This window comes from Bacillus sp. OV166, assembly GCF_900177675.1.
In the GTDB taxonomy this organism is placed as follows: Bacteria; Bacillota; Bacilli; order Bacillales; family Cytobacillaceae; genus Neobacillus.
In genome coordinates, this window is record NZ_FXWM01000001.1 from 2,332,471 (window position 1) to 2,345,927 (window position 13,457).

The following is a 13,457-nucleotide window of genomic DNA, read 5'->3' on the forward strand; positions in this document are numbered from 1 at the left end:
ATATAATCATTATGAGGAAAAAACATGAAAAGAGGAGAAATAATGGATATAAAACGTCAAAATGTCGATTTTGGTAATTCGGTCTTTCAAACCCTTGTGGACGGTTATTATTTTGAGATTCCTACAAATGTAGTAGAAATAAAGAGGGAAAAGGCAGACGGCCACTTTCCGTCTACTTTCCATGATCCCCAATCCCTTCTTCAAAGTTTACTCATTTCAACTACGATAGACGGTGTAGAGAAATATTATCTGGTGGGTGATTCAGCGGAAAAACAAGTATTAGGAAACAGTCATATCAACAAACTTCATGATAAAACGGAATCTGAGATTCCCTATGTGATGTTCCTAGCATCAGCAGCTTATTACAATGTGTTAAAAGGGAACGGCATTGAAGATACACGAGTGAACATTAATTATTTTTCAACCATGCTTCCAATTTGGTTGCTTAAGAAAACGAACAAGTTCAGTGATATGCAAAATAAAATGGCAAGTCGATTTGAAGGGGAGCACAAAGTTACGATTTTAACACCAGGATTTGAAAGAGTTGTATCCATTCACGTAAAAACAAGCAAATGCCGGATTGAAAGTGAAGTTGCTCGTTGGGCAATTAAAAAAGATTTTGATTTACAAGATCGTGAGGAAGCAAATTCATTTCTAAACTTTGAAACTCTAATTGTGGATTTAGGGGGAGGGACTGTTGATCTTGCTTTGCTTCAAGCAGGACTTCAAGCTCCTAAGAGCAGGGAATCATTGAATTGCTTCGCCGACATTTCGTATCTAAAACACATTGAGAAACTAAGAAGTGAAAAGTTACTCGAGTACTTTGTTGATGTGCGTTCACTAGAAGAATTCATTATCAATAACATTGAGAAAACAAAAATGGAGCAAAGGGATGGAAATAGCGGTAAAAAGGTTGATCTCACAGAGCAAATCCATGAGTCATTAAGGGAGTACACGCAAATTTTAATAACTAAAATTGAAAACACATTCCCATCACCTAAAGATAAGGTCTATAAATATGTTTATATTGGTGGAATAGCCAGCATCCTTAAACGATTCATCCAAGAATCGATCAATATAAGGTATGGAGACGAAATTAGAGAGCAAAATCATCTATTCCTTCAAGATACAAGAAAGTTAAATTTATATGGTCTAGAAATAATAAGCAGGCATGAAACAAACTTAGTTTTCGCTTAAGAAGAGGGGGAGAATGTATGTACAACAAAGATCATCTTCTTGGTGAAAAGTTCATTGGCGGATTAAACAATATGTATTCACATCTAGGTGCACAGATGGTTTCACCATTTTACGTACTATCGAACTTTTTTCTAACTGCTGTTAATCACCAAACGGATGAGGTCAGATTAATGAATAAGGAATCAGGAAGTAAATACGAACGTGTATTGCTTACTTTAGAAACTTTGAAAATCTCTCCAAAGGTGTATTCAATACTTGAGCAAAAAGCACAAGCAAATGAGCTTGAGGAATATATTACAAATCTTGTTGAGCATGATTTAGCTCAATTGGAAAAAGAAGAAGAGGCAATAACCATTGATACACTTCGTGAAGAGTTTTTAGGTGAGATCAACTTACTTAAACAAAAATTCGCATCACGTCTTGTTGAAGATCCTAATGAGATGGGGTCCGGCCAAGAAACCGAGTTGCGGGATTTTGTAACGAAACTGGGTGAGCAAAAATTAGACAAGGAAGAATTCCAAACGTTGTTAAATTCCCTCCGCAGAGAGTTTTTAGACGAGATTAACTTACTAAAAAAGGAACTTACCTTCCGTCCGGTTACCGATCCAAATAAGTATAATCCTGCCATTGAACCTGCGGAAGAAGTGAAAGATATTAAAGAAGGACAATTAGTCGAAAGTGATCAAGTAAAAGGGACTATTAAAGAAGTCATAGATATGGATTTTTAAATATGAAGTAGTGGAGTGAAGTTCTGCTACTTTAATAAAACGTCCAAGAGATTCCTCTTGGACGTTCGGCGTAAACAGAAGAAGGAACCAACTTCTGTACTCCACAAAAAGTTTGCAAATCCTAAAATCTTTGTTAATCTGACCGTTGTTCCAGCCAATCTCCTATTGTTGGATAAGTGACTTTTGTTGCTTTAGAGCCAAATGCTCCAGATACGTGTAAGGTTGGAAGAGAAATATACGTTTTACCTTTGCTGGATATTACTTTCATTAACGCTTCCACCTGGTGCGGCTGGGCAATATGATCTCTTTCAGCAGAAAGGTTGAGTACATTAACGGTGATGTTGCTTAAGTTGACCTTTCGTCCGCGAATTTCGAGTTCCCCTTGAATCAGCTTATATTTGACAAGCTTCTCATATAGGTGTAAATTACATATAGTGTTATTTATTAATTAGGAGGTTTTTTATAATGGAATTAAACAATGAGTTCGTTACTAATTTTGGTGATTCTCTATTAAACATTTGGACAAACAGTTTGGACGAGGTGACCGATTCTCAAAAAGAAATAGAAAATCTTTTGCTTCAAGCATTTACAACACAAAAAGAATCATTGGAGAAAATTGCTGAAGGAATGGACTTTATCCAAGAACAACAGAAAAAATTAATTGCAGATGTTCGCGATTATGTAATGCAAAATGTTGAAACAGTTTACGGTGAACAAGCAAGCCAAACTTTCGAAAAGTGGTATGCTCAACTAGATGAAATAAATAACCGTGTTCAACAGTTAACCTCCACTCCATACAAAGAAAGTTTAAATTTATTAAATCAGTCACAAGAGCAGTTTCAACAATCGATTAAAAATAGTATCGAACAGCAAAGAAAGATTCGTGAAGAGGCTGTAAATCAATTTAAAACTGCACAAAAAGGATTTATGGATTTATTTGAATCCAACACAAAAATGGCATTTAATTTGTTTAAGTAGAACAGCGAATTTTCGCTGTTTTTTTTACAATGTACATATAATATATATATCCTAATACCGTTCTGCTATTTTTTATTAAATTCTATTAAAAAATAGAAATCTTTTTGTTCTATTGACTAACATAGATTTCCTTTTTGTTTAAGTCACAAGGATAAAGAAATTGGAGAAAATATACCTTAATCTTCATCAACGGCTGTAAAGAAAGGAGTTGCCATTTGGCAGCTCCTTGTTGTGTTAACAAGCAGTTTAGCTGAACCAGAATTTCGCATTATATTCGATCCTCTGTAGTGGACAACTTGGCTGCAAGGATAGATAACGGGTGCTTTGGTCTTAGAACAAAATGGACGAGTCTTTTGTGTTTTTGTATACCAATTAATATTCTAAACAGGAATTTTCTATTATAACCGTAAACACAAAACTATAATTCTATAGGGTGTGGTTTGGGCGGGGATACTTTTTGTGACAGGTCCGTATATAACAATTAGATCTCTGTTCGCAGGGGTTCTTGAAAAGAGTTGCCCATTTGTTAATACTATTTGAGTATATGGAGAAATATTTAATCGTAATCGTCCATCACTACTCTCCAACTCACTATTAAAATAATCTACTTTTACATTCTGATATGGGCTATCTTTTACCATGACAAGTGCTTGATATTGTGGAGGGTAAATCAGAAGAGCAGGTGCATTTCCGTCATAATATCCAGTCACGCGATCTCCTACTGCCACCATTACATGGTCAACAAAGTAAGTTGTGGGTGACACCACGAAATTTACTAATGCTCCCAATCCGTTTTCTACAGATATTAATTTATTACAGCCTTCTCCTTCACCATTTTGACCTGTAAAAAAATCACTAATCATAGTGACAGTCCCGTGAAAAGAATAAAAATTTGTCATACGATACCTCCATTACTTTAAAACGATAATGCGTAAAGCAAACCATTAGTAGAGGCTAATTAACTTTGTTCCATAAGGATAGTTACCATACGTTTGTTCCTGGAATTGCCTGTACAAATAACCCCCCCAATAAACATTTGACAATTACTTGGTGTACCATATGCAGGTCAATACCTATATGACACCAAAAGGTTAAGAAAATGTTCTGTATAGTAAGTTTTAGGTGATTCAAAAGTGAAAAAATGTGTATTGTTGATAAACCATGAAAGAGCTAATAATTTTATAAGATCTGTTAGGAGCTTACCAAGAAATAACTATTATATAGGTAAATACACATTTATGAGAGTAGAAATATTCAAAATAATACACAATAATTTTATTTCAACTAACAAGTGCGATGCTTTAAAATAAAGCATCGTTTTCTAATCTTTAATACTAACCCGAAATGAATGAAGGATTAAGAGGGAGCTAGCTATATGAGCTGTGCTAATATTACCGTACAAATGCTCCATTAATAAATGATTAAGTTCGTCTGCTTGAATAGTCACTTCACTTATGGGACGATGATTTTTAATTTTATGAATATGATTTTTTAGTTAAATACTAAAAAACGTTAGAAGAGATAAAAGAATAGATGTAATGATAATGGCAATAAGAGGACGTATTGCTTTGGTACGTAATTCTTTTAAGCTTATATTTAATCCTAAGCCGGTCATAGACATCGTTAATAAAAATGATGTGAAAACTGCAATATCTGACATATGTTTTTTTGATACTACAAACTCATTACCGATAATATAGCTCCCCACAAAGCTCATACCGATAAATCCAATTAAAAACCATGGAAACTCGAATTTTGCGTCACCCTCTATTTTTCCTTTCTTTTTCATCCAAAACATTAGGACAAAACAAAGTGGAATTAATAGAAACACGCGGGCAAGTTTGGCGAGTAAAGCGTTCGGTAGAGCATCCTGGCCAGCAGGCGCAGCTGCTAAAGCAACGTGGCCAATCTCATGAAGGCTAATTCCAACCCAATTCCCGTAGTCTATAGGACTAATAGGTAAAAAAGGAAATAGTAAAGTATAGATAATTGAAAAAACTGTTCCTACTAATGCGATGATGCCGACCCCCATAGCTGTATCTTCATCTTTTGCTTTTATAATTGGCGATACGGCCGCGATTGCAGCGGCACCACATATGCCTGTTCCAACACTTAATAATAAAGAAAGATTAAGATCTGCTTTGAGCCATTTTGCAAGTATCATCAGAACAACGATTGAAAAAATGATTGTTACGGCTCCTCTTAGCAATAGTGGAAAACCCTGATGAAATATGCCGATCATGTTAAGCTTTAAACCATAAAGAATGATGGCAAATCTTAGCAGTTTTTTGGATGAAAATTGAATACCAGTACGTAATCTCTCTGGGTATCCAAACACTTGTCTATAAACCAAAGCAAGTAAAATGGCACATGCAAGTGCTCCTATATGATTTAGACCAGGCAATGTCGCCAAAAGAAACCCGCACATGGCTATAATCATTGTAAAACCAATTCCAAATATCCAAGAAACATTGAGCTTTTTTTCTGATTTTTTTTGCTCATTAGGACTGGAGAATATTAATGCTTTTTGTTCCAATGGTTTCCATCCCCTCATTTGCATTATTTAAATTTATCCTAACGTATGTTTTACAATAAGGAAAATAAATGATTATTATAGTTATAATAAGTAAAAACGATATAGAGTAGGTGGACACATGGATCAACTATTATCAGTATTTATATCTGTAGCAGATAAAAGAAACTTCTCTAGAGCAGCGGAAGAGCTTCATATGACGCAGCCTGCCGTTAGCCAGCAAATTCAACAGTTAGAAAAATATATAGGTGCAAAGCTGCTATTAAGGACAAACAAAAATGTACAGCTCACTAAATCAGGTGAAATTGTCTATTTACATGCTAAAGAAATAACAGCTTTATATAAAAGAATGTCTATGTTAGTGAATGAATTAAATAACGAGCCAACAGGACTATTAAAAATTGGTGCCAGCTATACTTTTGGTGAATATGTTTTACCGCATATACTTGCAACAATGAAGAATCGATTTCCTAATATCATTCCTTCGGTACAGATTGGCAACACAAGAGATATAGCAAAAGCAATCTTAAGTCATGAGATTGATGTAGGAATTGTAGAGGGTGAGATATCTCATCGAAATATATATATTAAAACAGTTTCAACGGACCAAATGTATATCGTAGCAGGAGGGGAATATCCAATTTATTTCAACAAGGAAGTTACACGAAGACAGGTAGAACAAGAGAATTGGATTGTTCGTGAAGAAGGTTCTGGAACAAGAGATGCAACAGAGAAATTATTTGAAACTTTGCAAATACGTCCTACTAGGTTAATGGAGTTCGGCAGCACACAACTAATTAAAGAAGCAGTCGAAGCGGGGCTTGGTATTAGTTATTTATCTGAACTTACGGTTAAAAAAGAAAGGCTGCTTGGTACCATTCAAGTATTAAATGTTAAAGGGACACCGATAAAAAGAAATTTTTCCGTTATTACAGAAACTGTCGACTTACATACGAAAACTATGAACTTATTTATTGAGTTAATTGAAGATTATCTAAAGAATCAATAAGAGCAATAGCCCTAATTAAATCATAAATCATTAAGTAAAAATGATTTAATCTGCCGTCAGGGTGGAGATGAATTTATTTTCTTATTAAATAACACCACTAAAGAGGAAACAGAACGAACAGCAAATAAGATTCATGAAACATTGTCTTCTCCTTTTGTTTTATCAGGTAACCGAAACTTTGAAGGTCGTGTACATCCTCAAATCAAAGCGAATTATCTGGCATCTCCTCCACTTGTGATTGCTTATGCGTTAGCTGGTACGGTTGGTATCGATTTAACGAAAGAACCAATTGGACATGATCAAAATACGCAGCCTGTTTTTTTGAAGGATACTTGGCCATCCTCTCAAGAAATTCAACAAATGATGGCAAATGCTGTCCGTCCTGAATTGTGGGAGGTGTTCAAGCAGCATTATTGGCTCGAGAAGGGGTGACCGCACCTGCAAGCTGTTTGGATGGGAAGACGGGTCTCTTTCTAATTTATTTTGGGAAGAATTTAAATGAAAAACAACGAAGCGTATTATTGAACTCTGAAACATGGGCGTTTTCCGATACATCTATTAAACTTTATCCTAGCTGTCGTTACTCACATCCATTTATTAACTCTGCCCTTGTACTTCGGGCCCATTGTAGGCATGATGAAATTGACCAAATTGTGATAGGGGTAAATGAAACGGCGAATATGTTATGCCAACCACTTGAGGATCGTTGTCATCCTAAAACATTACAAGATGCTAAATTTAGTATTCCTTTTATGGTGGCATTTGCTTTTGTTCATGGGAGTGTTCACTTGAATAATTTGACGGAGAGGGCACTTATGGATACCGAAGTGTTAGATTTATCTAATCGTATAAAGATTGAGCAAACACAGGCTGATACGCCTGGAATTCCTTTAGGTGATATTAAGATAGTAACCGCTAAAGGTACAAAAAGACATATAGAACGAATTCACCCTGAAACATCTTTTGATGAAGTTAAGAAGAAATTTATCGAATGTTTTCAGTATGCAAACGTAGCCGATCCTGAAGTGCTGTAGGATACGTTAAGCCATTATCTTGATTTTGATGAAGTGAATCGATTACCAATGATTATTCATTAGTTCTTAAGGGTCAGGTCCCCAATCGAGTAAAGTATTACTCCTTTGGGGGACTGATCCTTTTTGTTGTCGTTGATTGACTCCAAATCTCTATGCAGACAACATTATATCAAGAAAATTTCATTTACCAACCATAACTCAACTAGTTTATAATAAAAGGATGTCCAAATTGGATAGTAGGAGTCTATTTCTATGACACTAAGAGATTAAAGTCGGTAGGACAAAGGGACAGGAACACTGTCCCTGTTTTTTAGCATATAAAAAACCTACCTTAACCGAAGAAGAATATAAACAAGTTTGTAAAGAAAGTAGAAAAAAGAGAAAAAGAAAAGTAATAGCAATTAACAATCCTATCTACAAGGATTTATTCTGGAGGTACAGTTACTCCTGAATAAAAAGGTAAGTCAATAATTCTTAGTCGGTGAAATATTGTAGAGAAAAAGTAGGTAAATTTAATTCTCTTCAGTTTTCTTCTAAAATTGGCCGAGAACTTTTTGTTTTAGTTGGTGGTTCACGGTTTGAAAAAATTGGGGAGAGCTTTAAATAAGGAGAGGGGAATATCCCATTGAAGTCTACTCTCCTTATTTAGGTTGTTCTATGAACTGGAAAAAGGATCATAAAATCACGGGAATTTTCCAATTCATTGCGACACTAAGATGGTAAATATCCCTCTTAATTTATTATTTTTCCCTGACAATCAAGGCTGAAATCCAGCCTTCGATCCCGTTTGCGGTTTGAACTTTTAGCCACTTAATTCCTTTGGAATCTACTTGTTCTTCATTCAAAAAGTGCATTATTTCTCCATTTGTAATAGTGTATAGACGGGGCGCGGTTAGTGTGGGAGCTTCACGAATATTTCCGCCTTCTTCATATTTCTTATTTAAAGTTAATTTTTTTTGATCAGGGGAAGCCTCTTGTATGTGCACATGTTCTTGGTTTAACCATACCTCAGCTTTCTCCCATTTTTCTGTGTACCACTCATTTGGATTGTTCATGATTGCTGCAGTAAGCAAAATCACTAAAGCTGTGGCAGAATAGAAGGTCCATCTTTTAATCCTGGTCTTATTCCTTTTCCGTTTCATGAAATGCTGAATGATTTTGTTGAAAAAACTTTCGAACAAGGCAAACATTCCTTCAATGATATCAATCCAAACAGATATGCCCGTTTTTCCTGCTTCTCTCCGTCTCCTTTGCATCGTGCAAAGAAGTGCCATGATTGGGTAAGAAATGAGATAAAGCATTTTTTTCAACAAACGGCACAACAAGTTTAAGTTGGGAGGAACAATGTACAACAAAATCAGCCTTGCGAGCTGCAGGAGCACAAAGAGAGCCAAAAAAATACGCAACCATTCCGGAAGTACAGAAATAAGTGACCAGATCCAAAACAGCTGATTTAAAATGGATTCCACAATCGCTAATCTCCTTTATATAAATAGGATGAAAGTTCTCTCCTTGGACCAGCAATCTGTTTTTTTCTATTGATGTTTTCCAGATGGACCGGGAGATACGGGAATAGTTTTTTTAGCTTGGCCAATCTTTGTTCTGCCTCAAACTGGTCAATAGAGTGATCGTTGATCAAGTTTAAAAGTTGTTTGTTTACCTCATATTTGAAGGCTTGATTTTGGCTAAACTCCGATTCCACTAACCGCTTTGCCATTTCATTCTTTTCTCCAAGCTTCCCTGCAGCGATAAAATCCCCTGCTTGAAGGGCTTCTTTAATCGAGGCCGAAATCCGGCGCGCTTCCTCCAAGTCCAGAGCCTCTTGATAGGCGGATAGTTCTGCGTTTCGGTCTAAATCGGCGATCGCCTCATCGTGGCGCTGGTCCCGAATACCTTGCCGGATCAAAACACGAACATTTCGAACAACAATACCAGCATCTCTTAACACCTTGACCAATCGCGAGGTTTGAAAAAAATCTTCAATATGCCGGGCAAAACTCAGATCCTCTTCAATAGGAAAAAATCTTGCTTCCGACTCCACCCAGAAGGGCAGATTATTGTTAAAAATGTTGCCAATTTCTCCTGCATTTTGTTGAACTAACCGTTCGGGGTGTTCAACGGCAATATCGATAAATAAATTGACAGAAAACCTTCTACCTCTTGTTGCCGAAGGGACTTCCTCCTTGTAGGTGATGGTTTGCTGCTGCATATTGACTGTATAAACCCTTTCATATTTGCCAATCCGCAATTCACTACGTGACAAACGCTCTCCATTTTTAACTGCATAGTATTCGTTGTGATTATTAACATAAACAAAGGCATAAGTCATAGACGACGCCGGCGGTTTTTCCAAAAAGCTAAATTTCACGTCTTTAACATCTTCAATAAATTGCATTAGGTTATTCCCTCCAGGTTAACTATTTTCATTGAGAGATCACTTCCGCTTGTCTACATTCTATGCAGACAAGCGGAAGAAAAGCCCCCAAATCTATGCGGAAATTGGGGATTGAGGGAGTTGAAGTAACATAATTTAAAAGGAGTATTTATATAAAACGGGGGCTTTGTTTAATAAGGATTTCATCTTTTCACAACAATAGCAGTAAAAATTCGCTGATTTCGGGTATACGAGAATAAGAACAAGGGGTTTCTGGCCATAAAATTAAATGATTTAAGCATAAATGAAAGGGGGAGGTGAGGAATTTGGAAACAATATTTTGAGAGAATTAGATTTACTAAAACTAAAAAATAACAAAAATCCATAAAGATTTTTTTCAAAAATCTAAAAATATTGAATTATTTTAGAAAGCGTTTTCATCTATAATGAACTATCAAGGAGGGAGAGAGTTAATCGTATTTCAAAAAACAGTATGAAAGGTGGAAACATAGTTGAAGAGACTCAAAATAAGTATTTCTATCATTTTGGTTACATTACTAGTATTCAGCCAACTTGGTGCAACAGCTCTCGCTGATAAACAATCGGCTCCAAACGCACCAGCATCGCCAGTAAACTTACAGATTCCAAAGCTGGCTTATGACGAAGACAGCATAACCCTTGTGTGGGAAAAGCCTGAGAACTATAGTGATATCGTGGATTTTAATGTCTATATGAATGGGAAGAAAATTGGCAGCGCTTTAAAAGATAACAGCGGCCCTGCAAAAGCTTATATCGATAATTTCTATAAAAATATTGAAAAAGATCATTTCCACGTTGATATTCTTATTCATAATTTCATGGTTGATAACCTTAAGCCGAACAAATCGTATGAATTTTATGTAACGTCCGTAAATGCAGAGGGTGTTGAATCCGCTCCTTCTAATAAAATTGTTGGAAAAACAACAGCTGAACCAGAGGTTTTCAATATTGTTGATTTTGGTGCCACACCAAATGATCAAACAAAAGATACAGAAGCCATTCAGGCAGCAATTGATGCGGCTACACCAGGAGCGAAAGTGTTAATTCCGGAAGGCAAATTTATTTCTGGAGAAATATGGCTTAAATCGGATATGACGCTTCAGGTCAATGGATATTTACTTGGTTCCCCAGATGCAGAAGATTACAGCCGGAATTTCTGGGTGTACGACTACTCAACAGATGAACGTTCATATTCTCTCATCAATGCCCATACCTATGATTACGGCAGCCTAAAGAATATTCGCATCGTAGGAAATGGTACAATCGATGGGAATGGATGGAAGTCTGATCCCAATTCTCCCACCATTAATGAAGCAGGAAATGAGCTTCCGCGCTTAATCGCAGGCAGTAACTCAAAAGTGACTGGCAATGTTACTGTTCAAGATGGACATATGAGTCCATTAGATCCAGCTTCTGATTCTACATATGGGATATTGGCAGCAGCTCAATCATATTCAGCTCAGGTGGATGGTATGAATCCAAAGTCTGCCTACTCTGCGCGCTCCAATCTAATTACGGTACGTGGCGTGGACGGAATGTATTATGAAGGAATTACGCAGCTGAATCCTTCCTTTCACGGGATTGTTAACCTTCATAGTAAAAACATTGTTGTAAATGGTATAACAGCAAAAACATATGATGCCAACAATGCTGATGGGTTTGAGTTTGGTGATTCGCAAAACATCATGGTTTTCAATAACTTTGTGGATACCGGAGATGACGCGATTAACTTTGCTGCAGGCATGGGGCAGGCGGCAGCTGATGAGGAACCTACCGGAGAGGCTTGGATTTTCAATAACTATATTCGCGAAGGCCACGGCGGGGTTGTTACCGGAAGCCATACGGGCAGCTGGTTCGAGAACTTTTTAGTGGAAGATAATATTATGTATAAAACAGACGTGGGCTTGCGTGCCAAAACGAACACACCAATGGGCGGAGGAGCGAGAGATATCCTTTTCAGGGACAATGCTTTAGAAGGCATTGATGGGGATGGACCGTTTGTATTCACCTCTTCTTATGAAGATGCTAATGCTGCAATTCTTTATGAGCCTGCACAGCAAATCTCTCAATTTAAGGATATAAGGATAGAGAATACCACAGTTCGTAATCAAGGGGGCAGCAAGAAACAAGCAATCCTTGTAAAAGGAAATAACGATGTAGGGGAGGTTTATCACGAAAATATCACCTTTGAAAATGTTAAATTCGACAATGTTTTTTCCGTTAATATGGATTACGCGAAAGACTTTAAATTTAAAAATGTTTCCTTTACTAACGTCAAGGATAATGGTGGAAACCCATGGAGAATTACAAATACAACAGGACTTGTCTTTGAAAATACAACAGGAGCACCTGGAGATGCGGCACAAAAACCTAAATGGTCTGAAACCGCAGCTGTACAAGCTGTATCGTCAGAGGAAGGAAAGAGCGTTACCTTATCTTGGAATGGAGCTTCCGATAATATCGGAGTGTCAGGTTATACGATTTATAAAGATGGAAAGAAAATTGGCACAGGATACACGACAACCAATAACACAAGCTTTACAGTTAACGGTTTAACGCCTGCCAAGGAATACACATTCAAAGTGGAAGCGACTGATGCAGTTGGCAATCGCACTTCTGATGGTCCTGAAATGAAAGTAACAACAAAGGGAGAAGCAGATGTAACAGCACCAGTGCTTCCAGGAGATACTAAAATTAAAGAACCAACCACGACGATTCCTGCAAATGAAACTTTCAGCGGCAAAGAAGTAGAAGTGGTTTACCCTGGATTCACATGGGCCTCGCTGGACTGGGAATTAGCAAGTGATGATACAGGTGTTGCCGGGTATAATGTGTATGCAAACGGGGAATTCCATGGCTTTGCTGAATCCAGCAACTATACGTTAACCAATCTTCAGCCAGGTACCAAATATGTAGTGGAAGTGGAGGCTGTCGATCTTGCAGGCAATAAAACAAAATACGGCTCCTCCATGGAAGTCGAAACAGCTGCACCGTACGCGATTGGGGCTCCATCTTTTACTGGCGGGCTAAAAGGTCAGATTGGAATGGATGGTACAAGTGTGTCCCTCTCTTGGAACAAGGCAGCCGCCATTAACCAAGATGTCATTGGATACCGTGTTTATGTAAACGGAAAACCTATTAAGCCTGAGGGGGCTGAGTTTACACCAATTAATGCCGAAATGACAACAGCTGAAACCAATTATACGGTTACCGGCCTTAAACAAGGTAAACAGTATACATTTAAAGTGGAAGCAGTGGGGCAGGGAATCAAATATTCAAAAAGAGAAAGACTATCCGATGTTATTCCAAACGGTCTTGAAAAAGTTTTAGGATATCGCTGGAGTGGCTTTGGGCCAAGCGAAACCGTTCATTTAATACCAGGTAAGGCTATTAGTGAACAGGCTAAATCAGAGTAATTTAGATTGATAATATAATAGAAGAAACATAGAAGAAACAGGGTGCGATTTTAGAATCACACCCTGTTTTTAGTGACTAAATCACTTAGAAAAATTAAATGGGAAATTATGACTAAACGCAAGGCAAATGTAAGGTATTAAACCTGTGC

Annotated in this window: 10 protein-coding genes and 2 pseudogenes; 7 read left to right on the top strand and 5 right to left on the bottom strand. The window is 37.1% G+C overall.

Annotation, left to right across the window (positions count from 1 at the left end):
- Positions 1 to 42 precede the first annotated feature (42 nt).
- A complete protein-coding gene (locus CCK98_RS11175) occupies positions 43 to 1,197 on the top strand; it encodes a ParM/StbA family protein (RefSeq protein ID WP_088090368.1) in 1,155 nt (384 codons plus the stop codon).
- Positions 1,198 to 1,214: 17 nt separating this feature from the next.
- Positions 1,215 to 1,925: a hypothetical protein gene (locus CCK98_RS11180; protein ID WP_088086647.1), complete on the top strand. Its 711-nt coding sequence runs from the start codon at positions 1,215 to 1,217 to the stop codon at positions 1,923 to 1,925.
- 133 nt (positions 1,926 to 2,058) lie between these two features.
- Here the strand turns inward: CCK98_RS11180 and CCK98_RS34820 are convergent.
- A pseudogene (locus tag CCK98_RS34820) lies at positions 2,059 to 2,319 on the bottom strand (class III poly(R)-hydroxyalkanoic acid synthase subunit PhaC); the annotation flags it as partial.
- A 71-nt stretch (positions 2,320 to 2,390) separates the two neighbouring features.
- Between CCK98_RS34820 and CCK98_RS11185 the strand changes: the two are divergent.
- Positions 2,391 to 2,903: a hypothetical protein gene (locus CCK98_RS11185; RefSeq protein ID WP_088086648.1), complete on the top strand. Its 513-nt coding sequence runs from the start codon at positions 2,391 to 2,393 to the stop codon at positions 2,901 to 2,903.
- Positions 2,904 to 3,301: 398 nt separating this feature from the next.
- Here CCK98_RS11185 and CCK98_RS11190 read toward each other — a convergent pair whose 3' ends face one another.
- Both CCK98_RS11190 and CCK98_RS11195 read right to left on the bottom strand, forming a co-directional pair.
- On the bottom strand, positions 3,302 to 3,802 hold the full coding sequence (locus CCK98_RS11190) for a hypothetical protein (RefSeq protein ID WP_088086649.1): 501 nt from the start codon (positions 3,800 to 3,802) through the stop codon (positions 3,302 to 3,304).
- A gap of 596 nt (positions 3,803 to 4,398) precedes the next feature.
- Positions 4,399 to 5,463 (bottom strand): YeiH family protein, encoded by a 1,065-nt coding sequence (locus CCK98_RS11195; RefSeq protein WP_088086650.1) that lies wholly within the window; start codon positions 5,461 to 5,463, stop codon positions 4,399 to 4,401.
- Between the two features lie 94 nt (positions 5,464 to 5,557).
- Here CCK98_RS11195 and CCK98_RS11200 point away from each other — a divergent pair, with 94 nt between their 5' ends.
- The 3 genes and pseudogenes from CCK98_RS11200 (at position 5,558) to CCK98_RS11210 (ending at position 7,479) form a co-directional block, all read left to right on the top strand.
- On the top strand, positions 5,558 to 6,445 hold the full coding sequence (locus CCK98_RS11200) for a LysR family transcriptional regulator (RefSeq protein WP_088086651.1): 888 nt from the start codon (positions 5,558 to 5,560) through the stop codon (positions 6,443 to 6,445).
- Between the two features lie 156 nt (positions 6,446 to 6,601).
- Positions 6,602 to 6,859: pseudogene (locus CCK98_RS11205) on the top strand (aconitase family protein); the annotation flags it as partial.
- The gene (locus CCK98_RS11210) at positions 6,859 to 7,479 is read left to right on the top strand and encodes an MmgE/PrpD family protein (RefSeq protein ID WP_179195763.1); all 621 of its coding nucleotides are present in this window, start codon (positions 6,859 to 6,861) and stop codon (positions 7,477 to 7,479) included. The pseudogene CCK98_RS11205 and the gene CCK98_RS11210, both read left to right, overlap by 1 nt.
- Positions 7,480 to 8,219: 740 nt before the next feature.
- On the opposite strand, the gene CCK98_RS11215 is transcribed toward CCK98_RS11210, so the two are convergent.
- Together CCK98_RS11215 and CCK98_RS11220 are read right to left on the bottom strand one after the other, a co-directional pair.
- Complete coding sequence (locus tag CCK98_RS11215) at positions 8,220 to 8,948, bottom strand: SH3 domain-containing protein (RefSeq protein WP_088086654.1); 729 nt, start codon at positions 8,946 to 8,948, stop codon at positions 8,220 to 8,222.
- Between the two features lie 5 nt (positions 8,949 to 8,953).
- On the bottom strand, positions 8,954 to 9,874 hold the full coding sequence (locus CCK98_RS11220; protein ID WP_088086655.1) for a hypothetical protein: 921 nt from the start codon (positions 9,872 to 9,874) through the stop codon (positions 8,954 to 8,956).
- Between the two features lie 491 nt (positions 9,875 to 10,365).
- Between CCK98_RS11220 and CCK98_RS11225 the strand changes: the two genes are divergently transcribed.
- Positions 10,366 to 13,308, top strand: a complete 2,943-nt coding sequence (locus CCK98_RS11225) for a fibronectin type III domain-containing protein (RefSeq protein WP_088086656.1) — start codon at positions 10,366 to 10,368, stop codon at positions 13,306 to 13,308.
- Positions 13,309 to 13,457 lie beyond the last annotated feature (149 nt).

What these genes read in the sequence shown, in the direction of transcription:
- CCK98_RS11175 (WP_088090368.1), top strand. Translation starts at nt 43, where the DNA reads ATGGATATAAAACGTCAAAATGTCGATTTTGGTAATTCGGTCTTTCAA.
- CCK98_RS11180 (WP_088086647.1), top strand. Translation starts at nt 1,215, where the DNA reads ATGTACAACAAAGATCATCTTCTTGGTGAAAAGTTCATTGGCGGATTA.
- CCK98_RS11185 (WP_088086648.1), top strand. Translation starts at nt 2,391, where the DNA reads ATGGAATTAAACAATGAGTTCGTTACTAATTTTGGTGATTCTCTATTA.
- CCK98_RS11190 (WP_088086649.1), bottom strand. Translation starts at nt 3,802, where the DNA reads ATGACAAATTTTTATTCTTTTCACGGGACTGTCACTATGATTAGTGAT.
- CCK98_RS11195 (WP_088086650.1), bottom strand. Translation starts at nt 5,463, where the DNA reads ATGCAAATGAGGGGATGGAAACCATTGGAACAAAAAGCATTAATATTC.
- CCK98_RS11200 (WP_088086651.1), top strand. Translation starts at nt 5,558, where the DNA reads ATGGATCAACTATTATCAGTATTTATATCTGTAGCAGATAAAAGAAAC.
- CCK98_RS11220 (WP_088086655.1), bottom strand. Translation starts at nt 9,874, where the DNA reads ATGCAATTTATTGAAGATGTTAAAGACGTGAAATTTAGCTTTTTGGAA.